Raw genomic sequence first — 21,865 nt, 5'->3', positions numbered from 1 at the left:
ACACCTGGGCCGTCCCACCGACCCGGCTTTCCGGTGGATCGATGTTGCCACGGTTACCGGCACGTGTCAGTACCCCGAACGCCTTCCGACCCGAAAAGATGTGGCGCAGGACACAGCCGCCCCCAGGTGCGGCGAAGGGCCGCCCCGGAGGACGGCCCCGCCGCGTGCCACTCGTACGAACTACCCGCGCTGCGCCCGGTTGACGGCGCTGATCATCGCCTTCAGCGAGGCCAGCACGGTGTTGCCGTCGATGCCGACGCCCCACAGCACCTTGCCGTCCACCGCGCACTCCACGTACGCGGCGGCCTGGGCGTCGCCGCCCTCGCTCAGCGCGTGCTCGGCGTAGTCCAGGACGCGGACGTCCACGTCGATGCGGGCCAGCGCGTCCGCGAAGGCGGAGACCGGACCGTTGCCGACACCGGTCAGGGTGACCGGCAGGCCGTCCACCAGCGCGCCGGCGATCAGCGCGTCCCGGCCGTCCTCGGTGGTCAGGGTGCGCGAACCGCTCAGCGAGATCCGGCCCCACGGGTTCTCCGTGGTGGGCAGGTACTCGTCCTCGAAGACCCGCCAGATCTCGGCCGGGGTGACCTCGCCGCCCTCGGCGTCGGTCATGGCCTGGATGATCCGGGAGAACTCGATCTGCATCCGGCGCGGCAGGTCCAGCTTGTGGTCGTTCTTCAGGACGTACGCGACACCGCCCTTGCCGGACTGGCTGTTGACCCGGATGACCGCCTCGTAGGTGCGGCCGACGTCCTTCGGGTCGATCGGCAGGTACGGCACGCCCCAGGTGTGCTCCTCCACCGGGACGCCGGCCGCCTTCGCGTCCGCCTCCAGGGCGTCGAAGCCCTTCTTGATGGCGTCCTGGTGCGAGCCGGAGAAGGAGGTGTACACCAGGTCACCGGCGTACGGGTGGCGCGGGTGCACCTCCATCTGGTTGCAGTACTCGGCGGTGCGGCGCACCTCGTCGATGTCGGAGAAGTCGATCTGCGGGTCGATGCCCTGCGAGAACAGGTTCATGCCCAGCGTCACCAGGTCGACGTTGCCGGTCCGCTCGCCCTGGCCGAACAGGCAGCCCTCGATGCGGTCGGCGCCCGCCATGTAGGCCAGCTCGGCGGAGGCCACGGCGGTGCCGCGGTCGTTGTGCGGGTGGACGGACAGGCAGACGAACTCGCGGCGCGACAGGTTGCGCGACATCCACTCGAACTGGTCGGCCTGGACGTTCGGGGTGGCCCGCTCGATGGTGGCCGGCAGGTTCAGGATGATCTCGCGGCCCTCGCCGGGCTGCCAGACGTCCATCACCGCCTCGCAGACCTCCAGGGCGAAGTCCAGCTCGGTGTCGACGAAGATCTCCGGCGAGTACTGGTAGCCGAAGACGGTGTCCTCGCCCAGCAGCTTCTCGGCGTACTCCATCACCAGCCGGGTGCCGTCGGTGGCGATCGCCTTGGTGGCGGCCCGGTCGTTGCGGAAGACCACCCGGCGGAACAGCGGGGCCGTCGCGTTGTACAGGTGGACGGTCGCGCGCGGGGCGCCGACCAGCGACTCGACGGTCTTCTCGATCAGCTCCTCGCGGGCCTGGGTCAGCACCGAGATGGTGACGTCCTCCGGGATCGCCCCCTCCTCGATCAGCGACCGCACGAAGGCGTGGTCGGTGGCACCGGAGGACGGGAAGCCGACCTCGATCTCCTTGTAGCCCATCGCGACCAGCAGGTCGAACATCTTGCGCTTGCGGGCCGGGGACATCGGGTCGATCAGCGCCTGGTTGCCGTCCCGCAGGTCGGTGGAGAGCCAGCGCGGCGCCTTGGTGATCACCTTGCTCGGCCAGGTGCGGTCCGGCAGGTCGACGGTGTCGAACGGCAGGTAGCGCCCGTGCCGCATGCCCGAGGGCTGCTGGCGGACGGAGGCGCCGGTGATCGGGGTGGGGCGGTCGACGAAGGCGCGACCGGCGGGGATGGACGCGGCGGAGCTCTGCTCGGTCATGGAGTGACTCTCTCGGCTTCCTGTGATGCGTGGGTGCGGGGCGGGTCGGGGAAGATCAACACCGACTGGCCGGCCAGCTGCCGCTCGCGATCCTCCGTTGGATCGCCCGATGACGCGCACAGCTCGAATCCCCGCGGCGAGGGAGCCGGCCCGAAATGGACTACAGGCCCTCGACGCGGCAGCTAAGAAGAAGCAGCCCGTTGCGCATGATGTCCCCAGCGTAACCCAGGGCCGCGCGCCCCCGAAGTGATCCGGCCCACCGTTCCACTCCTTGAGACGCCGACCGGTCATGCCAAGAGTGGTGACATCCGGTCATCGAGGCCTCACCCTGGGCCACATGACTGCAGCAGTACCGATCTGCGCGATCGTCCCGCCGTACGTCCTGGACCGCCTCGCCGAGGCCGGTCACGAGCCCGCCGTCCGCTCCCTCGCACTCGACACCGCGCACCGCGCGGCCCGCCTCGCCCCTCCCCCGCCGCCCGCCGGCAGGGCGGCCCCGAGCCGGGTGATCGCCGACGCCGGTCACAGCCAGCGGCTGCCCGGCCGCACCGTCCGCACCGAGGGCCAGGCCCCGGTCGCCGACCAGTCGGTCGACCACGCCTACGACGGCCTCGGCGCCACCTACGCCCTGTTCTCCGACGCCTACGGCCGCCGCTCGATCGACGACCAGGGGCTGCGCCTGGACGCCACCGTGCACTACGGCCGGGACTACGACAACGCCTTCTGGAACGGCCACCGGATGGTCTTCGGCGACGGCGACGGCGAGATCTTCGGCGACTTCACCGCCTGCATCGACGTCATCGGCCACGAACTCACCCACGGCGTCACCCAGTTCACCGCCGGACTGCAGTACCAGGACCAGCCCGGCGCGCTCAACGAGTCGGTCTCCGACGTCTTCGGCTCGCTGGTCAAGCAGTACGCGCTGCGCCAGGACGCCGCCGACGCCGACTGGTTGATCGGCGCCGGCCTCCTCGCCCCCGGCATCCAGGGCGTGGCGCTGCGCTCCATGAAGGCCCCCGGCACCGCCTACGACGACCCCAGGCTCGGCAAGGACCCGCAGCCCGCGCACCTGCGGGACTACGTGGACACCGCCGAGGACAACGGCGGGGTGCACATCAACTCCGGCATCCCCAACCACGCGTTCTACCTGCTGGCCACCGCCCTCGGCGGCCCGGCCTGGGAACGCGCCGGCCGGATCTGGTACGACGCGCTGACGGGCCGCCGGCTGCCCGCCGACGCCGACTTCACCGCCTTCGCCCGGGCCACCGTGGCCGCCGCGCAGGCCCGTTACCCCGACCAGCCGTCGGTGGCGGACACCGTGACGGCCTCCTGGGCGCAGGTCGGGGTCAGCCCGGGCTGACCACCGTCCGGGAGGGCGGCCGGAGGGGAGTCGACGAGGGGCCGGAAGGGGGCCCGGAAGGCGCTCGGAGGGGGATCGGCGGCTGGTCGAGCCGGGCTTAAGGTCACGGTCGGGGAAAAGGCCCGGCAATCCCCCTCCCTGCGTAGCACCATGGACACCATGCGTATCCAGGTGACCCGGACCGGCGGCCTCGCGGGGATCGTCCGCCACGCGGAGCTCGACACCTCCGACCGCACGGACGCCCCGCACGTCCACGCGCTCGCCCGCGAGGCCGTCGCGGGCGGGCTGCGGGCCCCCTCCTACGGGGTGCCGGACGGCTTCCACTACGAGATCAGCGTCGACGGCCGCACGGTGCACTGCGCCGACCCGAAGCTCACCGACTCCCAGCGCGAGCTGGTCTCGCTGGTGCTGCGCGAGGGCGCGTAGGCAGGACGGTGCTGCGCCGCCCGGTGGCCACCCGCCCCCGCGTACGGCGAAGGCCCGCCCGGAGCACTCCGGACGGGCCCGCCCGGGCCGTCGGCCCGGCCGCGGCTCAGAAGCCGAGCTTGCGCAGCTGCTTCGGGTCGCGCTGCCAGTCCTTGGCCACCTTGACGTGCAGGTCGAGGTAGACCGGCGTGCCCAGCAGCGCCTCGATGTGCTTGCGGGCGGTGGTCCCGACGTGCTTCAGCCGCGCGCCCTTGGCGCCGATCACGATGGCCTTCTGGCTCTGGCGCTCGATGTAGACGTAGGCGTGGATGTCCAGCAGCGGGCGGTCCGCCGGGCGGCCCTCGCGCGGGAGCATCTCCTCGACGACGACGGCCAGCGAGTGCGGCAGTTCGTCCCGGACGCCCTCCAGCGCGGCCTCGCGGATCAGCTCCGCGATCATGACCTGCTCGGGCTCGTCGGTGAGGTTGCCCTCCGGGTAGAGCGGCATGCCCTCCGGCAGGAGCTTGGTGAGCAGCTCGGCGACCAGGTCGACCTGCTTGTCGCCGACCGCGGAGACCGGGATGATCTCGGCCCACTCGATGCCCAGCTCGACGCCGAGCTGCTGGATGGCGATCAGCTGCTCGGCCAGCCGCTTGGAGTCGACCAGGTCGGTCTTGGTGACGATGGCGACCTTGGGGGTCTTCTTGATCTCGGCGAGTTCCTTGGCGATGAACTTGTCACCGGGGCCGAGCTTCTGGTCGGCGGGGAGGCAGAAGCCGATCACGTCGACCTCGGCCCAGGTCGAGCGGACCAGGTCGTTGAGGCGCTCGCCGAGGAGGGTGCGCGGCTTGTGCAGGCCGGGGGTGTCGACCAGGACGAGCTGGGAGTCCGGGCGGTGCACGATGCCGCGCACGGTGTGCCGGGTGGTCTGCGGTCGGTCGGAGGTGATCGCGACCTTCGTCCCCACCAGGGCGTTGGTCAGGGTCGACTTGCCCGCGTTGGGTCGGCCCACGAAGCACGCGAAGCCGGAGCGGTACGGGGAGGAAGGGGCACTCATGCGCTCCATTCTCCCTGATCACCGGAGCCCCGCCGTCCGACCCCGCCCGGAACCCGCGACCGGCCGCCGGGGACGGGCCGCCTGCGGGCCGCGAACGGCCCCGGGAGCGGCCCGGGACCAGCCCGGATCAGCCCCGGCGCTCGCCCCTGGCGACGAGGGACATCACGATCAGCAGGACCAGGAAGGCGATGGAGCCCCAGAGCCAGAACGGCGAGCCGGTCTCCTGCCACTTGCCCATCCCCATCACGAACAGCAGCAGTCCGGCGAAGAACGCGACCGCCCCCATCTGCCCAGCCCCCTCACCGAGTTCACTCCCCCGGTGAGATTATCTGCTGAACACAGGACGGTGGTCGCCGGACCGTCGCCGCCCCCGCGGAGCCCGGGCCGGCCCCGGCGGGGCTCCGGACGCCCCGTGGGGCCCCGACCCCCGAACAGGGGCCCGGGCCGGGAGCCCGGGCAGCCCCCCGGACGGCCCCCGCGGTGCCTCAGCGGGCCTCGACCGCCACCCGCAGCACCCCGTCCACCCCGGCCAGCAGCACCGGCGTCCCGGCCCCGCCGAGGTCCCGGACGGCCGCCAGGTCGGCCTCGGCCGGCTGCTCCGCCTCGCTCACCACGGCGGCCGCCTCCAGCGACTTCGCGCCGCTGGCCACCGCCATCGCCACCGCCGTCTGCAGGGCGCTCAGCCGCAGCGACTCCAGCGCGACCGTCCCGGCCACGTAGGTGCGGCCGGTCTCGTCGCGCACCGCGGCCCCCTCGGCCACGCCGTTGCGGGCGCGGGCCGAGCGGGCCAGGGTGATGATCTTCTTGTCTTCGGGGTCGAGCTCGACGATGTCACTCATGCCGCCGAGCATAGGCGGCCCGCCCCGGCGCCGGTCCGGCGACCGGTCGCCCGCCCGGCGGAGCGGGCGGACCGGCCCGGGAAGGCTCCGGACTCAGTGCCCCACGGGATTGGGCGGCCCCGGGCGGAGGATCCTGACGAAGGTCTTCGGCCCGTTGGGCAGCGGCTCCTCGCGCCCGGCGCGCTCGCGCCAGTACGGGTTGTCGTGCGGCAGGTGGCTGCTCACCCTGCCGTACATCCCGAAGGTCGTCAGGACCACCCCGAAGACGAATGCGAACAGCACGTTCGCCATCCGGAAGTTGAGGATGTTGGCGTCCGGCCGCCCGAGCACCGTCAGGCCGTAGAAGCCGGAGAGGACGAACAGCACGCCGACGGCCATGTTCAGGTTGGACGCGAAGTTCCCGCCGATCACCGCGCCCACCACCAGGACCGCGCCCGCCACGATGGACAGGATGCTCAGCGCCCCGTTGGTCGACAGCCCGGCGACGTCCGAGCCGTGGGTGGAGAGGAAACCCGGGTGGTCGGCCAGCCCCAGGCACCCGAACACGATCAGGAAGACCCCCCCGAGCCCCGCACCGATCCGCCACACCGTGACGAGCCGGTTGTCGACGGGCAGTTCGTCTTGCAGCTTCATGGCGGCCTCCACCATGGTGTAGTCGGCCCGGCCGTGGTCCAGCCGTCCAGGCGTCACGGCACCGGGCAGTGATCCACAGGGCACCCCCTAGCTGTAGGGGTGGCTCCCCTGCATGTGCGGCACCTCGTGCATGTAGAGCGAGCCGCACTGCTGGCAGCAGCGCAGCCCCGTGCCCCACTCCTGCTCGGGCCGCGTGTCGGCGTCGTCGGCCATGCTGCGGCCGCAGAGCGCCGTCGCGGGGTCGGTCTCGCGTACCACGTGCCAGACCTTGACCCCGCCGGCCGTCCCCTGCGGGCCGTGCTCCGCGCGAAGTTGGTGCGTCATGCCCTCCATGGTCGCTCCGCGACCGCCCGGCCGCTACTCGCCGGACTCCGCCGCCGCCTCCTCGACCTCCCGGACGGGGGTGGCGACCATCGAGCCGATGCGGTTGCGGCGCCCCGCCGAGGACTCGGCGGTCAGCAGGATCCCGGCCAGGCCGGTGCCGGCCGGCTCGGGCAGCGGGATCTCGCAGGCGGAGCCGGGGATCGGCACCCGCCCGAGGTGCTTGGCCAGCAGGCCGCCCACCGTCTCGACGTCCTCGTCCTCCAGCTCGACGCCGAACAGCTCGCCGAGGTCCTCCACCAGCAGCCGGGCGGTGATCCGGTACGAGCCGTCGCCCAGGTCCTCGATCGGCGCGATCTCCCGGTCGTACTCGTCGGTGATCTCGCCGACGATCTCCTCCAGGATGTCCTCGATGGTGACCAGGCCGGCGGTGCCGCCGTACTCGTCGATCACGATGGCCACGTGCGAACGGCGCTGCTGCATCTCGCGCAGCAGGTCCGCGGCCGGCTTGGAGTCCGGCACGAAGACGGCCGGGCGCATCACCGCGCCGACCTCCTCGGACTCCGCCTCGCGGTTGATGTGGGTGCGCCGGACCAGGTCCTTCAGGTAGACGATGCCGACCACGTCGTCCTCGTTGTCCCCGACCACCGGGATCCGCGAGAAGCCCGAGCGCAGCGCCAGGGTGAGCGCCTGCCGGACGGTCTTGTGCCGCTCGATCATCACCAGGTCGGTGCGCGGCACCATCACCTCGCGCACGATGGTGTCGCCCAGTTCGAAGACCGAGTGCACCATCCGGCGCTCCTCGTCCTCGATCAGGTCGTCCTTCTCGGCGAGGTCCACCAGCGCGCGCAGCTCCGCCTCGGAGGCGAACGGGCCCTCGCGGTAGCCCTTGCCCGGGGTCAGCGCGTTGCCGAGCAGGATCAGCAGCCGCGGGATCGGGCCGAGCACGGCCGCCAGCGGCAGCAGCACGAAGGAGGCCGCGGTCGACGTGGTGAGCGGGTGCTGGCGCCCGATCGTGCGCGGCGAGACGCCCACCGCGACGAAGGACACCAGCACCATCACGCCGAACGCCAGCAGGACGGCCTGCCAGGTCGGCTCGACGTTGCGCACGCAGACCACGGTGACCAGCACGGCAGCCGCCATCTCGCTGGCCACCCGGATCAGGGTGGCCAGGTTGAGGTAGCGGATGGGGTCGGAGGCGAGGGTCAGCAGCCGCGCCGAACCGCGCCGGCCGACCCGCACCGCCTCCTCCGCCCGGAACCGGGAGACCCGGGAGATCCCCGCCTCGGCGCACGCGGCCAGCCAGCCGAGGACGACCAGCAGCACGGCACCCAGGATGAAGCTCGTACTCTCACCACTCACAGGGGTTCGGGCTCCGCGCTCAGTGGGTGGTGGGGGCCGGGGAGATGCCGCCGAGGCCGCGGCCCGCCCGCCAGTCGTCGAGGATGCGCTTCTGGAGGGCGAACATCTCCTCCTCCTCCTCAGGCTCCTCGTGGTCGTAGCCGAGGACGTGCAGCACGCCGTGGACGGTGAGCAGCTGCAGCTCCTCGTCCATCGAGTGCTTGGAGGGGGCGGCCTTGCCCTGCTGCTCGGCGACCTCGGGGCAGAGCACGATGTCCCCGAGCAGGCCCTGCGGCAGCTCCTCGCCCTCCTTGCCGGGACGCAGCTCGTCCATCGGGAAGGACATCACGTCGGTGGGTCCGGGGAGGTCCATCCACTGGATGTGCAGCTCCTCCATCGCCGCACCGTCCACCAGGATCACGGACAGTTCGGACTGCGGGTGGATCCGCATCTTGTCCAGGGCGAAGCGGGCGACGTCGAGGATGGCTTCCTCGTCGGCGTCCCAACCGGACTCGTTGGCGATGTCGATCGACATGACGGGCTGCGTACTCAGCTTTCGGTGCGATGGGACTGGCGGGGTGCGCGGGAGCCGCGCCGCTGGGCGGGCTTGCGGGCGGACGAGGGGTTCTCCTCGGCCTCCTGCCGGGCGTCCCAGCGCTCGTAGGCGTCCACGATCCGGCCGACCAGCTTGTGGCGGACCACGTCGGTGCTGGTGAGGACGGAGAAGTGGATGTCGGGCACGTCGGCCAGGATCTCCTGGACGACCTTGAGGCCGCTGCGGGTGCCGCCCGGGAGGTCGATCTGGCTGGTGTCGCCGGTGACCACCACCCGGGAGTTGAAACCGAGGCGGGTGAGGAACATCTTCATCTGCTCGGGCGAGGTGTTCTGGGCCTCGTCCAGGATGATGAAGGCGTCGTTGAGGGTGCGGCCGCGCATGTACGCCAGCGGCGCGACCTCGATGGTGCCGGCCGCCATCAGGCGCGGGATGGAGTCCGGGTCCATCATGTCGTGCAGCGCGTCGTAGAGCGGGCGCAGGTACGGGTCGATCTTCTCGTAGAGCGTGCCGGGCAGGAAGCCCAGCCGCTCGCCCGCCTCGACCGCCGGGCGGGTCAGGATGATCCGGTTGACCTCCTTGGCCTGCAGGGCCTGGACGGCCTTGGCCATCGCGAGGTAGGTCTTGCCGGTACCGGCGGGGCCGAGGCCGAAGACGATCGTGTGCTTGTCGATCGCGTCGACGTAGCGCTGCTGGTTGAGGGTCTTGGGGCGGATCGTGCGGCCCCGGTTGGACAGGATGTTCGCGGTGAACACCTGGGACGGCGCCGGGCTGTCCGGGTCCTCCGCGGCACCGCGGAGCATGGCGATGGAGCGCTCCACGGAGTCCTCCGTCAGGGGCTGGCCGGTGCGCAGCACCAGCATCATCTCGGTGAAGAGCCGCTGCACGAGCGCGACCTCGGCGCGGGCTCCGGTGGCGGTCACCTCGTTGCCGCGGACGTGGATGTCGGCGGCGGGGAACCCCTGTTCGATCACCCGCAGCAGTGAGTCCGCGGTGCCGAGCAGGGTGACCATCGGGTGCTTCTCGGGGATGACGATCCGGGCGCTGACGCGGCCGTCGTCGGCCGGTTCGGGGCGCGACTGTCCGTTGGTACGGGTCTGCGATGTGTCACTCATAGGTCGGCGCTGGGGCCTGCCTCATCCCATCCGTGGTGTCGTGTGCCGCTCGGTCCTCCGGGGCACCAGGGTACGCCGCGCACGTGATCGCCGCGGCGGGCGGCGGGGCCGCACCCGACGATGCTGCGGCAGATCGCGGGGCGGCGCGAGCCCTTTTCGGCGTGCTCCGCGCGGTTCAGCCCTGCCGCCTCGGCGGGACGGGCACCCGGGCGAGGTCCTCGGCGAGCACCAGGTGCCCGTCGAAGTGCTTGCGGGCGTCGGCCAGGTGCTGCCCGAGGTCCGGGTAGCGCTGGGAGAAGTGGGTCAGCACCAGGGTCCGCGCGCCGGCCTCGGCGGCGACCTTGGCGGCCTGCCCGGCGGTGAGGTGGCCGTGGTCCTCGGCGAGGCGGGCGTCGGCGTCGGTGAAGGTCGACTCGACGACCAGCAGGTCGGTGCCCTCGGCCAGTTCGTGGACGCCGTCGCAGAGCCGGGTGTCCATCACGAAGGCGAAGCGCTGGCCCGGCCGGGGCTCGCTCACCTCGTCCAGGGTGACCAGCCGGCCGTCGACCTCGGTCGCGCCCTCGTGCTGCAGCCGGCCGACCGCGGGGCCGTGGACGCCGAGGGCGGCGAGCCGCTCGGGCACCAGGCGGCGGCCGTCCGGCTCGGACAGCCGGTAGCCGAAGGACTCCACCGGGTGGGAGAGCCGCACGGCGTCCAGGGCGAACCGGGCGCCGGGCGCCGGCAGCGGGCCCGGCTCGTCGATCGGGCGGGGGCGCAGCACGGCCGTCTCGTGGAAGGCGGTGGCGTGCCGCAGCCGCTCGAAGTAGACCTCGCCGGAGGCCGGGAAGTAGACGTCCACCGGGTGGGGGACGCGGTCCAGGTTGATCCGCTGGATCACCCCGGCGAGCCCCAGGCAGTGGTCGCCGTGGAAGTGCGTCACGGCGATCCGGGTGATCTGGGTGGCCGAGACCCCGGCGTGCAGCATCTGCCGCTGGGTGCCCTCGCCGGGGTCGAACAGCAGGCCCTCGCCGTCCCAGCGGAGCAGGTAGCCGTTGTGGTTGCGGTGCCGGGTGGGCACCTGGCTGGCGGTGCCGAGGACGACGAGTTCGCGCTGTGACACGGAGAGCCTCAGACCATGCTCTCGGTCATCGGCTTGCCGCCGAGCACGTGGACGTGGGCGTGGAAGACCGTCTGGCCGGCGCCGGCCCCGGTGTTGAAGATCAGCCGGTAGTCCTCGATGCCCTCGTCCCGGGCCACCGCGCCCGCCTCGGCGAGCAGTTCGCCGGCGATCTGCGGCTCCGCGGCGGCCAGCGCGGCGGCGTTCGGGTAGTGGACGTGCGGGATGACCAGGACGTGCACCGGGGCCTTGGGGGCGATGTCGCGGAAGGCGAGCACCCGCTCGGTCTTGCGCAGGACGGTCGCCGGGATCTCGCCCGCCACGATCTTGCAGAACAGGCAGTCGGACTGCGGCTCGCCGGCCATCGGCTACTCCTCGGGTTCGGGTCGCGGGGCGGTACGGCGGCAGCCTAGCCGAGCCGCCCGACCGCCTGCTGGTACTCCTGCAGGTGCTTCCAGCGGACGGAGCGCATCCCGACGATGTCGCCGTCGTCCAGGTCGAAGTCCTCGGACAGCAGGGTGACCGCGAGGAAGACGAAGCCGAGCAGCCAGCGCCGGGTCAGCCGCCAGGTGTTCGGGCGCATGACGCCCTTGCGGCGCACCACCCGCATCGCCAGGATCCCCTTGCCCACGCTGAACCCGGTCAGGCGGGCGAGCACCACCTGGTTGAGGAAGGACGCGGCGAGTCCGACCAGCAGCAGCGCCACGAAGTAGGGCACGGCCGGGCCCGCGGCGTGGGACGCGTGGCCGGCCACCGCGTGCGCGGCGGGCCTGGGACGGCTGGCCGCGTTGGCGGCGACGAAGCCGAGGCCGACGGCGAACAGGAAGTCGAGCACGATCGCCAGGAAGCGCCGACCGCCGCCCGCCTCCTTGGGGCAGGGCGGCCGGTGCGCGGCGGGCTGCGGCTGCCCGTACGGCTGCTGGTGGGGCGCCTGCCGGTAGGGCGGGTACGGCGCCTGCGGCGGCTGGGGCTGCTGGTACTGCGGCTGCCCCGGGTACGGCTGGGCCTGCGGGTTCCGGCCGTGGGCGCCCTGCCCGTACGGGTCCTGGCCGTACGGGTCCTGGCCGTACGGGTTCTGCCCGTACGGGTTCTGGCCGTGGGCGCCCTGCCCGTACGGGTTCTGCCCGTACGGGTCCGGGTGCTGCCCGTACTGCTGCGGTTGCGGCTGCGGATAGCCCTGTGCCATGTGCTCCCCCGTGAGCTGTGGATGCTCGTTCCCGATCGGGATCGATCAAGAACAGCCCCGCATCCTACTCACCGCCCGGAGCGGGAAGTCGGCCCGTCCGACTTCCCGCTCCGCCGACTCCCGCTCCGCCGGCCTCCCCCGCCGCCGGCTTCCCCCGCCCCCGGGTGCGCGGGCGGCCCCGCTACTCCCAGGGCAGCGCGGGCGCCGGCCGGGCCGGGGTCGCGGCGAGGGCCTCCAGCGCGATCCGGACCCCCTCGGCCAGCTGCGGGTCCTCCCCGGCCGCCCACTGGTGCGGGGCGAACGGCACCTCGACGTCCGGGTCGACGCCGTGGTTCTCCACGCCCCAGCCGTAGGTCTCCAGCCAGAACGCGTACTTGGGCTGGGTCACCAGGGTGCCGTCGACCAGCCGGTACCGGCTGTCGATGCCGATCACCCCGCCCCAGGTCCGGGTGCCGACCACCGGGCCGAGGCCGAGCGCCTGGATCGCGGCGTTGACGATGTCGCCGTCCGAGCCGGAGAACTCGTTGCAGAGCGCGACCAGCGGCCCGCGCGGCGCGTCACCGGGGTAGGGCAGCGGGCTGGCGATGTCCCGGGCGACGTCCCAGCCGACGATCCGGCGGGCCAGCTTCTCGATCACCAGCTGCGAGGTGTGGCCGCCGCGGTTCTCCCGGATGTCGACGACCACGCCCTCCCGGGCCATCTCCGAGCGCAGGTCGCGGTGGATCTGGGCCCAGCCGGTGGTCTGCATGTCGGGGACGTGCAGGTAGCCCAGGCGCCCGCCGGACAGCTCGCGCACCGCGGCCCGCCGCCCGGCCACCCAGTCGTGGTAGCGCAGCGGCTCCTCGTCGGCGAGCGGCACGACCACCGGGTGCCGCTGGTCGGTGCCGTCCTTTCCGGCCACCGTCAGCTCGACCGGCTGCCCGGCGGTACCGGCCAGCAGCGGGGCCGGGCCGGTGACCGGGTCGACCGGGCGGCCGTTCACGGCCAGGACGGCGTCCCCCGGGCGGACGGCCGCGCCGGGCGCCGCCAGCGGCGAGCGGGCCCGCGGGTCGGAGGACTCGCCGGGCAGGATCCGGGCGATCCGCCACTGGTCGCCGTCCTTGACCAGGTCGGCCCCGAGCAGGCCCTGGCGCCGGGCCGGCTCGGTGTGCAGGCCGTGCGGCATCACGTAGGCGTGCGAGGTGCCGAGCTCGCCGTGCACCTCCCAGAGCAGGTCCACCAGGTCGTCGTGGGAGCCGACCCGGTCGACCAGCGGCCGGTAGCGGTCCAGGACACCGTCCCAGTCCACGCCGCCCAGGTCGGGGCGCCAGAAGTTGTCCCGCATCAGGCGGCCGTTCTCGTCGAACATCTGCCGCCACTCGGCGGCCGGGTCCACCGTCACCCGCAGCCGGGCCAGGTCGACGGCCACCTCGTCGTCCTCGCCGCCCGCCTTGTGGTCGGCCGGGACGATCCGCAGCTCGCCCTCGTCCAGCACCGCCACCCGGGTGCCGTCCCCGCTGACCGCGAAGGAGTCGAGCCCGTGCACCAGCTGCTCGGCGCGGCGCTTGCGCAGGTCGAAGCGCTCCAGGGTGGGCCGGGGCCGCTCGTCCTCCAGCGAGGCCGCCTCGTCCCCGAGTTCGCCGAGCAGCGGGACCCGGCTCCACAGCACGCCGTCCTTGACCGCCCTGAGCGAGTCGAAGCGGCCGCCCTCGACCGGGAACGGGACGATCCGGTCGGCGATGCCGTCCAGGTCGACCCTGGTCACCGGCGCGGCGTCGGCGGCGGCCTCCTCGCCGTCCGCCTTCTTGCCGCGCGGCTCGTCCTCGTCCCCGCCGATCGAACGCCCGGCCCGCTGCGGCCCGAACGGCGACGGCGTGTCCGCGGCCAGCGTGATCAGGTACGGGCGGCAGCCGTTGGGGAACGACAGGTCGAAGACGTGCGAGTCGTAGACCGGGTCGAAGTTGCGCACCGACAGGAACACCAGGTAGCGGCCGTCCGCGGTGAACGCCGGCGAGGTGTCGATGAAGCGCTGCTGGGTGGCCTCGCCGACGGTGCGGGTGGCCAGGTTGGCCAGCACGATCTGGCGCAGCGAGTACGGGCCCATCCCCGGCACCGGGCGCGACCACGCCAGCCACGCCGAGTCCGGGCTGAAGGCCAGCCCGCTCACCTCGCCGTCGGTGCTGCGGGCCAGCTCGTGCACGGTGCCGTCGGCGAGCGAGACCAGCAGCACCCGGCCGTCGTGCACGCCGAGCGCCGCCTGCTTGCCGTCCGGCGACACCACCAGGGAGTTCACCCGGCCGAGCTGCCCGGCCGCCAGCCGTCGGCGCTCGGCGCCCTGCACCGCGGGGGCGAACTCCAGGGCGTCCTCGCCCTCGGCGTCGCTGACCCAGAGCACGCCCTGCCCGCCGTCCTCGCCCGGGACGACCCGGGCCAGCCGGGCGCGCACGCCCGGCGTCTCGTCCAGCACCCGGGCCGGGCCCTCGCGGTGGGTCAGCCAGTGCACCCCGCCGCGCACCACCACGGCGCTCGCCCGGCCGGTGCGGTCGGGGGCGACGGACTCCAGCCAGTGCGCGGCGTACACCGGGCGCGGGCGGCGGCCGCTGCGCGGGCCGGCCAGCCGGACGTCCGGGCGGCGCGCCTCGGCACCGTCCAGGTCGTCCAGCAGCCAGAGGTCGCCGGCGCGGTGGAAGACCACCCGGGTGCCGTCGGTGCTGGCGTTGCGGGCGTAGAAGCCGTCCGGGGAGGTGGTGTGCCGGCGCAGGTCCGAACCGTCGGGGAGGCTGGAGTACAGCTCGCCGACGCCCTCGTGGTCGGAGAGGAAGGCGATCCGCTCCCCCACCCACAGCGGCGAGGAGAGCTGGCCGTCCAGCTCCTCGTGGACGCGGACGAACTCGTCCCGGCCGATCCACAGCTTGCCCGCCCGGCCGCCCCGGTACCGCTTCCACCAGGCCGGCTCGCGGTTGTTGACGGTGGCCAGCAGCACCCTCCCCCGGTCCTCGGCCGGGTCGGCACCCGCGCCGTCCGGCTCGAGGGCGAGCCCGCCGACCGGTCCGTACGGCAGCCGCTCCGACGCGCCGCCGTCCAGCGGCACGGCGTGCGCCCAGGTGCGGCGCAGCGTGGCCTCGCCCGCGGTGGTGGTGGCGATCGGGCGGCCGTCCGCCGTCCAGCCCTGCAGCTGGGTCTGGTCGCTGCCCCAGTGGGTGAGCCGGCGGGAGGGGCCTCCGTCGACCGGCACCACGTGCACCTCGGGCGCGCCGTCCCGGGTGGAGGTGAAGGCGATGTGCCGCCCGTCGGGGGCGAACCGGGGGTGGTGGACCGGCAGGTGGTCGGCCGTCAGCCGCCAGGCCCGGCCGCCGTCCAGCGGGGCCAGCCAGACGTCGTTCTCGGCGACGAAGGTGATCAGGTCACCGTGCAGATGGGGGTGGCGCAGGTAGGCGCCCGCAGGGGTGCTCAGGGGTTCCGTCACGCGGCCAGCGTAGGCACGTGCGCGTACGACGCGCTCCGCTTTTCGCAGACTCCGGCGCCCGGGCGAGCCGCCCGGTCCGGCCGGTCAGGACCAGCGGCCGGTGCGCCCCAGCAGCAGTGCGCCGGCGGCCACGCCGGCGGTCGAGGTGCGCAGCACCGAGGGGCCCAGCCGGTACGGCCCGGCGCCCGCCTCGGCGAAGGCCGCCAGCTCCTCCGGGGAGACCCCGCCCTCCGGGCCCACCACCAGCACCAGGTCGCCGCCCTCCGGCAGCCCGGCGTGCGCCAGCGGCCGGGAGCCCTCCTCGTGCAGCACGGCGGCGAACCCCGCGGCGGCCAGCACCGGCGCCAGCTGCCGGGTGGTCATCGGCTCGCGCACCTCGGGGAAGCGCAGCCGGCGGGACTGCTTGCCCGCCTCCCGGGCGGTGGCCCGCCACTTGGCGAGCGCCTTGGCGCCCCGGTCGCCCTTCCACTGGGTGATGCAGCGGGAGGCGGACCACGGGATCACCACGTCCACGCCGACCTCGGTCATGGTCTCCACCGCCAGCTCGCCGCGGTCGCCCTTGGGCAGGGCCTGGACGACGACGATCCGCGGCGCCGGCTCCGGCTCCCGGCGCACCGCCGCCACCGCGACGTCGATCGCGTCCTTGCCGAGCACCTCGGCGACCGTGCCGTCCACGCCCAGGCCCAGGCCGTCGGCGAGGGTCACCGCCTCACCGGCGGTCAGCCGCTTCACCGCGGCCGCGTGCCGCCCCTCCGGCCCGTCCAGGCGCACCACGGTGCCGGGCGCGGCGGCGGCGATCCGCTCGGTCTCGACGACGAAGACGGGGGCGGTCATGCGGGGAACCTCCGGTGGTGGGGCGGAGCGGGGGCGCTCCGGCTGGGCGGGCACGCGAAACCGGGCGGGCACGCGAAAGGGGTGCCGGGCGGATCCCCGGCACCCCCGCGCGGACGGCTACCGGCCGTTGAACGCGTCCTTCAGGCGCGAGAACAGGCCCTGCTGGCCCGGCGCGAACTGGCCGGCCGGCCGCTCCTCGCCGCGCAGCACCGCGAGCCGGCGCAGCAGCTCCTCCTGCTCGGCGTCGAGCTTGGTCGGCGTCTGCACCTCGACGTGCACTATCAGGTCGCCCCGGCCGCCCCCGCGCAGGTGGGTGATGCCCCGCCCGTGCAGCGGGATCGACTGCCCGGACTGGGTGCCCGGCCGGATGTCGACCTCCTCCAGCCCGTCGAGGGTCTGCAGCGGCACCTGGGTGCCGAGCGCGGCCGCCGTCATCGGGATGGTGACGGTGCAGTGCAGGTCGTCCCCGCGCCGCTGGAAGACGGTGTGGGTGGTCTCGGCGATCTCGACGTACAGGTCGCCGGCCGGGCCGCCGCCGGGGCCGACCTCGCCCTCGCCGGCCAGCTGGATCCGGGTGCCGTTGTCGACGCCCGCCGGGATCTTGACGGTCAGGGTGCGGCGGGCGCGCACGCGGCCGTCGCCGGCGCACTCCGGGCACGGGGTCGGCACGACGGTGCCGAAGCCCTGGCACTGCGGGCAGGGGCGGGAGGTCATGACCTGGCCCAGGAAGGACCGGGTGACCTGGGAGACCTCGCCCTTGCCGCGGCACATGTCACAGGTCTGCGCGGAGGTGCCGGGGGCCGCGCCCTCGCCGCTGCAGGTGGTGCAGGTGACGGCCGTGTCGACCTGGAGCTCCTTGGTGGTGCCGAACGCGGCCTCCTCCAGGGTGATCTCCAGCCGGATCATGGCGTCCTGCCCGCGCCGGGTCCGCGAGCGCGGTCCGCGCTGGCCGGCCGCGGCGCCGAAGAAGGCGTCCATGATGTCCGAGAAGCCGAATCCGGCCGCGCCGGCGCCGAAGCCGCCCGCGCCCGCGCCGCCGCCCGGGGACAGCGGGTCGCCGCCGAGGTCGTAGACCTGGCGCTTCTGCGGGTCGGAGAGCACCTCGTAGGCGGCGTTGATCTCCTTGAACCGCTCCTGCGTCTTCGGGTCCGGGTTGACGTCCGGGTGCAGTTCGCGTGCCAGGCGCCGGAACGCCTTCTTGATCTCGTCCTGCCCCGCATCCCGTCGGACGCCGAGTACCGCGTAGTAGTCCGTGGCCACCAAATGCTCCGCTTGTTCCGCCTGTAGAAGTGCTGCGACTGGACACCGCCGTTACCCGTGCAACGGCGGTCGATTGCTACGACTCGGCCAGGATCTGACCCACGTACCGCGCCACCGCACGCACCGCCCCCATTGTGCCCGGATAGTCCATCCGGGTCGGACCGATCACACCCAGTTTGGCCACGCTCTCGTCGCCCGAACCGTAACCGACCGACACCACCGAGGTGGAATTCAGCCCCTCGTAGGCGATCTCGCGCCCGATCCGGACCGTCATCCCGGCGTCCGCGGTCTCACCCAGGAGGCGGAGCAGGACGACCTGCTCCTCCAGGGCCTCCAGCACCGGCTGGATGGTGAGCGGGAAGTCGTGGCCGAAGCGGGTCAGGTTGGCCGTGCCGGCCAGCATGATCCGCTCCTCGTTCTGCTCGGCGAGCGCCTCGAACAGCGTCGCCAGGACGGTGGTGACGGTCGGCCGGTCCGCCTGCTCGAACATCGCCGGGAGCTCCTCCAGGAACCCCGGCACGTCCGGCAGCCGCTGGCCGGCGGCCCGCGCGTTGATCCGGGCCCGCAGGTCCGCCAGGACCGTCTCGCCGACGGTGCCCGGGCAGTCCACCATCCGCTGCTCGACCCGGCCGGTGTTGGTGATCAGCACCAGCATCACCTTGGTCGGGGCGAGGGCGACCAGCTCGATGTGCCGGACGGTGGAGCGCGACAGCGACGGGTACTGCACCACCGCGACCTGCCGGGTCAGCTGCGCGAGCAGCCGCACCGTGCGGGCCACGGTGTCGTCCAGGTCGACGGCGCCGTCCAGGAAGTGCCGGATCGCCCGGCGCTCGGGGGCGCTCATCGGCTTGATCTCGGCGAGCTTGTCGACGAACAGGCGGTAGCCCTTGTCGGTGGGGATGCGCCCGGCGCTGGTGTGCGGCTGGTGGATGTAGCCCTCCTCCTCCAGCGCCGCCATGTCGTTGCGCACGGTCGCCGGGGAGACCCCGAGGTTGTGCCGTTCCACCAGGGCCTTGGAGCCGACCGGCTCCTCGGTCCCCACGTAGTCCTGGACGATCGCGCGGAGCACGGCGAGCTTGCGGTCGTCCAGCTGGCGGATCTCACCGGCCATGGGGCACACACCTCCGTCTTCGCACGTTGTCCGTCTGTGTCACAGATGCTGCCGACCGCTCCGGGAAGGCCCCGGATCCGGTGACCGCCCTGGCACTCTGAACGTACGAGTGCCAGAACCGTACCTGCCAGTGTAAGGCCCGGGCCTTGAGGCAGGAACGGCCCGGCCGGAGTGATCCTGCCCGCAGTTCCCGGCGCGGGGGTGGTGCCGTGGGGCCGTCCGGGTGGCAGCATCGGAAGCGACGGCGAATGGAGGAGCAAGCGATGTCGAGCTCGGGCCAGCACACCCGTTTCGCGCCCGACCGCGGTCTGACCGGCCGCATGGTCGTGACGATGTTCGTGATCGGGTTGCTGTACGTCGGTTTCACCGGCCTGCTGATCGCGCTCCTGCGCGGCGCCTGGCCACTGATCGTCCTCATCTCCGGCGGGCTGTTCGTGGCCCAGTTCTGGTTCAGCGACAAGATCACCGAGCGGGCGATGGGCGCCCACCAGGTGAGCCCGGAGCAGTACCCGCAGCTGCACGGCACCATCGACCGGCTCTGCGCCCTCGCCGACATGCCCAAGCCCCGGGTGGCGGTCGCCGACAACGACATGCCGAACGCCTTCGCCACCGGCCGCAACCCGCAGAACGCCGTGGTCTGCGTCACCACGGGGCTGCTGCGCCGGCTGGAGCCCGAGGAACTCGAAGGGGTCCTCGCCCACGAGCTGTCGCACGTCGCCCACCGGGACGTCGCGGTGATGACCGTCGCCGGGTTCCTCGGCGTCCTCGCCGGCGCGATGACCCGGATCGCGGTGTACGGCGGCTTCATGGGCGGCGGCCGCAACAACAACGACCAGAACGCGGCCATCGTCGCCCTGATCATCCCGCTGGTGTCGATGGTCGTCTACGCCATCAGCTTCCTGCTCACCCGGCTGCTCTCCCGCTACCGGGAGCTCGCCGCCGACCGCGCCGCCGCCCAGCTCACCGGCCGGCCCAGCGCCCTGGCCTCCGCCCTGACCAAGGTCACCGGGCAGATCGCCGCCATCCCCAGCAAGGACCTGCGCCAGGCCCAGCCCTACAACGCCTTCTACTTCGCCCCCGCGCTCGGCGCCCGGGAGACCGCCGCCCAGCTGTTCTCCACCCACCCGACGCTGGAGAAGCGGCTGGACCAGCTGGCGAAGATCTCCGAGCAGCTCGGCCGCTGACCGCGGGGCTCCCCCGCCCACCGCCGCCGCGCCGCCTCACCGGCCCGCCGCCTCGTCACCCCTCCGCCCCGCCACCCCTCCGCCTCGACGCGAAAGGACCACCGTGGGAATCCTGGACGCCCTGTTCGGCCGCACCAAGCCCGTCAAGCCCGACCTCGACCAGCTGTTCGGCGTGCCGTCCGCCGCCCTCACCCTGGAGGCCGGCGCCGGGTTCACCCCCACCGGGCTCGGCTCGGTGTGCTTCGCCGCCGTCGAGGGCGCGGCCTTCGGCCAGGTCGAGCAGCAGGTGCGGGAGCTGCTGGACGCCGACACCGAGCGCGGCGGCGTCCCGGTGGAGGCCTCCAAGGACGGCTACGGCTACTCCTGGCTGCTCGCCCGGCACACCCCCGAGGAGCTGCCCGAGCTGGTGAACGACCTGCACGCGGTCAACAGCGAGCTGGAGGGGAACGGCTTCGGGCCGCAGCTGCTCTGCTCGCTGGTGGGCTTCCGCGACCCGCAGGGCCGGTCGCTCGCCCTCGTCTACCTGTACAAGCGCGGCACCTTCTACCCCTTCGCGCCGATGCCCGGCGGCGGCGAGCGGCGCAACAGCCCGCTCGAACTGCAGGTCAACGCCCTGCTCGGGAACGACCTGCGGCTGGAGAAGGACCTCAGCCGCTGGTTCCCGGTCTGGGGCGCGCCCGGACTCTGACGGTCCGTCCGCACTCCCTATAGTCGCCTGCATGCGCAGCCGCCAGTACGGACCCGACCTGACCCCGCCGTGGAAGAAGCAGACCCCCGCCCCGGAGGTGCCGGCCGACCGGGACCTGGTCGTCGAGGAGGCGGCCACCGGCTTCTGCGGCGCGGTGGTGCGCTGCGAGAAGACCGCCGAGGGCTTCACCGTCACCCTGGAGGACCGCTTCGGCAAGCACCGGGTGTTCCCCCTGGTGCCGCGCGGCTTCCTGCTGGACGGCCGGGTGGTCACCCTGGTCCGCCCGGCCGGCCCCGCCCCCGCCCGCACGCCCGGCCGCACCGCCTCCGGCTCGGTCGCCGTCCCCGGCGCCCGGGCCCGGGTGGCGCGCGAGTCGCGGATCTACGTCGAGGGCCGGCACGACGCCGAACTGGTCGAACGCGTGTGGGGCGACGACCTGCGCATCGAGGGCGTGGTCGTCGAGTACCTGCAGGGCGTGGACGACCTGCCCGCGATCGTCGCCGAGTTCGCCCCCGGCCCCGGCCGGCGGCTCGGCGTCCTGGTCGACCACCTGCTCCCCGGCACCAAGGAGCACCGAATCGCCGCCCGGGTCACCGGCGACGCCGTCCTGGTCGTCGGCCACCCGTACGTCGACGTCTGGCAGGCCGTGAAGCCCTCCTCGGTCGGCATCCCCGCCTGGCCCGACGTCCCCCGCGGCGAGGACTGGAAGCAGGGCACCTGCCGCCGCCTCGGCTGGCCGGCGGACACCCCCGCCGCCTGGAAGCACATCCTGTCCCGGGTGAACAGCTACAAGGACCTGGAACCCGAGCTCCTCGGGCGCGTCGAGGAGCTCATCGACTTCGTGACCCTCCCGGACTGACGTCCGGATCAGAGCGTTCCGAACTCACCGGTCTCCAGGGTCATCCCCAGGACGTCCACGGGGATCGGGTCCCCGAACTTGGTGGTGCGCCCGGACCAGTAGTCCGGAACGCCCGAGGCGGTCGCCGTGCGCGGCTCGGTGAGCATCAGGCACTCGCCCTTCGTCGGATCGACGATCAGGTAGACCGGGATCATCCCCCCGGCATAGATCTCCCGCTTGACGTGGTAGTCGCGGTGGACGCTCGTCCTCGAGACGACCTCGACGACGAGCGTCACCGCCGGTGCGGGGACCAGACGCCCGGGGCCCTCGACGGCGCCCCGCTCGATCACCACCAGGTCGGGCTGCGGCTCGCTGCCGTCCGCGGGGAACGCCACGTCCTGGGTCTGGAGCCGGTGCCAGCGGCCACGGGGAATCTGGTCGACGATGGACTCGATGATGAGGTTGTGGACCATGTCCGGCCCGGCCATCATCACGATTTCCCCCCTGATGAGCTCGGCCTTGACGCCTTCCGGGACCTCCAGGTTCTCGAAGATCCCCATCATCCGGTCATCGATGGCGGTCACTGCGCGCTCCCTCCGACGGCTGACACCACGTTAACGGC

At 73.1% G+C, this 21,865-nt stretch carries 22 protein-coding genes; 5 read left to right on the top strand and 17 right to left on the bottom strand.

Going from position 1 to position 21,865, the window contains the following annotated elements; translation table 11 throughout:
• Positions 1 to 180: 180 nt before the first annotated feature.
• The gene (gene leuA / locus ACFYUY_RS04090) at positions 181 to 1,977 is read right to left on the bottom strand and encodes a 2-isopropylmalate synthase (protein WP_360210148.1); all 1,797 of its coding nucleotides are present in this window, start codon (positions 1,975 to 1,977) and stop codon (positions 181 to 183) included.
• Positions 1,978 to 2,314: 337 nt separating this feature from the next.
• Between leuA and ACFYUY_RS04085 the strand changes: the two genes are divergently transcribed.
• Positions 2,315 to 3,337: a M4 family metallopeptidase gene (locus ACFYUY_RS04085; RefSeq protein ID WP_387897669.1), complete on the top strand. Its 1,023-nt coding sequence runs from the start codon at positions 2,315 to 2,317 to the stop codon at positions 3,335 to 3,337.
• Between the two features lie 159 nt (positions 3,338 to 3,496).
• The gene (locus tag ACFYUY_RS04080) at positions 3,497 to 3,763 is read left to right on the top strand and encodes a protealysin inhibitor emfourin (RefSeq protein WP_360210152.1); all 267 of its coding nucleotides are present in this window, start codon (positions 3,497 to 3,499) and stop codon (positions 3,761 to 3,763) included.
• A gap of 106 nt (positions 3,764 to 3,869) precedes the next feature.
• On the opposite strand, the gene era is transcribed toward ACFYUY_RS04080, so the two are convergent.
• The 15 genes from era to hrcA form a co-directional block, all read right to left on the bottom strand.
• Positions 3,870 to 4,799 (bottom strand): GTPase Era, encoded by a 930-nt coding sequence (era, locus tag ACFYUY_RS04075; protein WP_360210154.1) that lies wholly within the window; start codon positions 4,797 to 4,799, stop codon positions 3,870 to 3,872.
• Between the two features lie 127 nt (positions 4,800 to 4,926).
• Positions 4,927 to 5,085: a hypothetical protein gene (locus tag ACFYUY_RS04070; RefSeq protein ID WP_360210156.1), complete on the bottom strand. Its 159-nt coding sequence runs from the start codon at positions 5,083 to 5,085 to the stop codon at positions 4,927 to 4,929.
• A 199-nt stretch (positions 5,086 to 5,284) separates the two neighbouring features.
• Positions 5,285 to 5,638, bottom strand: a complete 354-nt coding sequence (locus ACFYUY_RS04065) for a cytidine deaminase (protein WP_387897666.1) — start codon at positions 5,636 to 5,638, stop codon at positions 5,285 to 5,287.
• Positions 5,639 to 5,731: 93 nt separating this feature from the next.
• On the bottom strand, positions 5,732 to 6,271 hold the full coding sequence (locus tag ACFYUY_RS04060; RefSeq protein WP_360210160.1) for a DUF4383 domain-containing protein: 540 nt from the start codon (positions 6,269 to 6,271) through the stop codon (positions 5,732 to 5,734).
• 87 nt (positions 6,272 to 6,358) lie between these two features.
• A complete protein-coding gene (locus ACFYUY_RS04055; RefSeq protein ID WP_360210162.1) occupies positions 6,359 to 6,595 on the bottom strand; it encodes a hypothetical protein in 237 nt (78 codons plus the stop codon).
• 33 nt (positions 6,596 to 6,628) lie between these two features.
• Positions 6,629 to 7,954: a hemolysin family protein gene (locus tag ACFYUY_RS04050; RefSeq protein ID WP_387897663.1), complete on the bottom strand. Its 1,326-nt coding sequence runs from the start codon at positions 7,952 to 7,954 to the stop codon at positions 6,629 to 6,631.
• A 19-nt stretch (positions 7,955 to 7,973) separates the two neighbouring features.
• Positions 7,974 to 8,468 (bottom strand): rRNA maturation RNase YbeY, encoded by a 495-nt coding sequence (ybeY, locus tag ACFYUY_RS04045; protein WP_030061268.1) that lies wholly within the window; start codon positions 8,466 to 8,468, stop codon positions 7,974 to 7,976.
• Positions 8,469 to 8,482: 14 nt separating this feature from the next.
• Entirely contained in the window at positions 8,483 to 9,601 is a 1,119-nt protein-coding gene (locus ACFYUY_RS04040; protein ID WP_387897660.1) for a PhoH family protein, read from the bottom strand.
• A 175-nt stretch (positions 9,602 to 9,776) separates the two neighbouring features.
• A complete protein-coding gene (locus ACFYUY_RS04035) occupies positions 9,777 to 10,700 on the bottom strand; it encodes a ribonuclease Z (protein ID WP_360210166.1) in 924 nt (307 codons plus the stop codon).
• Between the two features lie 8 nt (positions 10,701 to 10,708).
• Positions 10,709 to 11,062: a histidine triad nucleotide-binding protein gene (locus ACFYUY_RS04030; protein WP_360210168.1), complete on the bottom strand. Its 354-nt coding sequence runs from the start codon at positions 11,060 to 11,062 to the stop codon at positions 10,709 to 10,711.
• A gap of 44 nt (positions 11,063 to 11,106) precedes the next feature.
• Positions 11,107 to 11,883, bottom strand: coding sequence for an RDD family protein (locus tag ACFYUY_RS04025; RefSeq protein ID WP_387897657.1), 777 nt, complete (start codon positions 11,881 to 11,883; stop codon positions 11,107 to 11,109).
• A gap of 181 nt (positions 11,884 to 12,064) precedes the next feature.
• Positions 12,065 to 15,328, bottom strand: a complete 3,264-nt coding sequence (locus tag ACFYUY_RS04020) for a PDZ domain-containing protein (protein ID WP_360210172.1) — start codon at positions 15,326 to 15,328, stop codon at positions 12,065 to 12,067.
• A gap of 84 nt (positions 15,329 to 15,412) precedes the next feature.
• Positions 15,413 to 16,162: a 16S rRNA (uracil(1498)-N(3))-methyltransferase gene (locus tag ACFYUY_RS04015; RefSeq protein WP_387897654.1), complete on the bottom strand. Its 750-nt coding sequence runs from the start codon at positions 16,160 to 16,162 to the stop codon at positions 15,413 to 15,415.
• 117 nt (positions 16,163 to 16,279) lie between these two features.
• Positions 16,280 to 17,422, bottom strand: coding sequence for a molecular chaperone DnaJ (gene dnaJ / locus ACFYUY_RS04010; protein WP_360210176.1), 1,143 nt, complete (start codon positions 17,420 to 17,422; stop codon positions 16,280 to 16,282).
• A 76-nt stretch (positions 17,423 to 17,498) separates the two neighbouring features.
• Entirely contained in the window at positions 17,499 to 18,533 is a 1,035-nt protein-coding gene (gene hrcA / locus ACFYUY_RS04005; RefSeq protein ID WP_360210178.1) for a heat-inducible transcriptional repressor HrcA, read from the bottom strand.
• Positions 18,534 to 18,796: 263 nt separating this feature from the next.
• Here hrcA and htpX point away from each other — a divergent pair, with 263 nt between their 5' ends.
• From htpX to ACFYUY_RS03990, 3 genes are all read left to right on the top strand, one after another.
• Positions 18,797 to 19,717, top strand: coding sequence for a zinc metalloprotease HtpX (gene htpX, locus ACFYUY_RS04000; RefSeq protein WP_360210180.1), 921 nt, complete (start codon positions 18,797 to 18,799; stop codon positions 19,715 to 19,717).
• A 103-nt stretch (positions 19,718 to 19,820) separates the two neighbouring features.
• A complete protein-coding gene (locus ACFYUY_RS03995) occupies positions 19,821 to 20,405 on the top strand; it encodes a hypothetical protein (protein ID WP_360210182.1) in 585 nt (194 codons plus the stop codon).
• Positions 20,406 to 20,436: 31 nt separating this feature from the next.
• Entirely contained in the window at positions 20,437 to 21,264 is an 828-nt protein-coding gene (locus ACFYUY_RS03990; RefSeq protein WP_360210184.1) for a DUF3097 domain-containing protein, read from the top strand.
• Between the two features lie 8 nt (positions 21,265 to 21,272).
• Here ACFYUY_RS03990 and ACFYUY_RS03985 read toward each other — a convergent pair whose 3' ends face one another.
• Positions 21,273 to 21,827: a Uma2 family endonuclease gene (locus ACFYUY_RS03985; RefSeq protein ID WP_387897651.1), complete on the bottom strand. Its 555-nt coding sequence runs from the start codon at positions 21,825 to 21,827 to the stop codon at positions 21,273 to 21,275.
• Positions 21,828 to 21,865: the final 38 nt, after the last annotated feature.

Origin of the sequence: Kitasatospora sp. NPDC004745, from assembly GCF_042873275.1 — a bacterium.
GTDB lineage: Bacteria > Actinomycetota > Actinomycetes > Streptomycetales > Streptomycetaceae > Kitasatospora.
This window is presented reverse-complemented; position numbering and strand designations above follow the sequence as displayed.

Coding starts and splice junctions, on each gene's coding strand:
- leuA (WP_360210148.1), bottom strand. CDS start 1,977: ATGACCGAGCAGAGCTCCGCCGCGTCCATCCCCGCCGGTCGCGCCTTC.
- ACFYUY_RS04085 (WP_387897669.1), top strand. CDS start 2,315: ATGACTGCAGCAGTACCGATCTGCGCGATCGTCCCGCCGTACGTCCTG.
- ACFYUY_RS04080 (WP_360210152.1), top strand. CDS start 3,497: ATGCGTATCCAGGTGACCCGGACCGGCGGCCTCGCGGGGATCGTCCGC.
- era (WP_360210154.1), bottom strand. CDS start 4,799: ATGAGTGCCCCTTCCTCCCCGTACCGCTCCGGCTTCGCGTGCTTCGTG.
- ACFYUY_RS04070 (WP_360210156.1), bottom strand. CDS start 5,085: ATGGGGGCGGTCGCGTTCTTCGCCGGACTGCTGCTGTTCGTGATGGGG.
- ACFYUY_RS04065 (WP_387897666.1), bottom strand. CDS start 5,638: ATGAGTGACATCGTCGAGCTCGACCCCGAAGACAAGAAGATCATCACC.
- ACFYUY_RS04060 (WP_360210160.1), bottom strand. CDS start 6,271: ATGAAGCTGCAAGACGAACTGCCCGTCGACAACCGGCTCGTCACGGTG.
- ACFYUY_RS04055 (WP_360210162.1), bottom strand. CDS start 6,595: ATGACGCACCAACTTCGCGCGGAGCACGGCCCGCAGGGGACGGCCGGC.
- ybeY (WP_030061268.1), bottom strand. CDS start 8,468: ATGTCGATCGACATCGCCAACGAGTCCGGTTGGGACGCCGACGAGGAA.
- ACFYUY_RS04040 (WP_387897660.1), bottom strand. CDS start 9,601: ATGAGTGACACATCGCAGACCCGTACCAACGGACAGTCGCGCCCCGAA.
- ACFYUY_RS04030 (WP_360210168.1), bottom strand. CDS start 11,062: ATGGCCGGCGAGCCGCAGTCCGACTGCCTGTTCTGCAAGATCGTGGCG.
- ACFYUY_RS04025 (WP_387897657.1), bottom strand. CDS start 11,883: ATGGCACAGGGCTATCCGCAGCCGCAACCGCAGCAGTACGGGCAGCAC.
- ACFYUY_RS04015 (WP_387897654.1), bottom strand. CDS start 16,162: ATGACCGCCCCCGTCTTCGTCGTCGAGACCGAGCGGATCGCCGCCGCC.
- hrcA (WP_360210178.1), bottom strand. CDS start 18,533: ATGGCCGGTGAGATCCGCCAGCTGGACGACCGCAAGCTCGCCGTGCTC.
- htpX (WP_360210180.1), top strand. CDS start 18,797: ATGTCGAGCTCGGGCCAGCACACCCGTTTCGCGCCCGACCGCGGTCTG.
- ACFYUY_RS03990 (WP_360210184.1), top strand. CDS start 20,437: ATGCGCAGCCGCCAGTACGGACCCGACCTGACCCCGCCGTGGAAGAAG.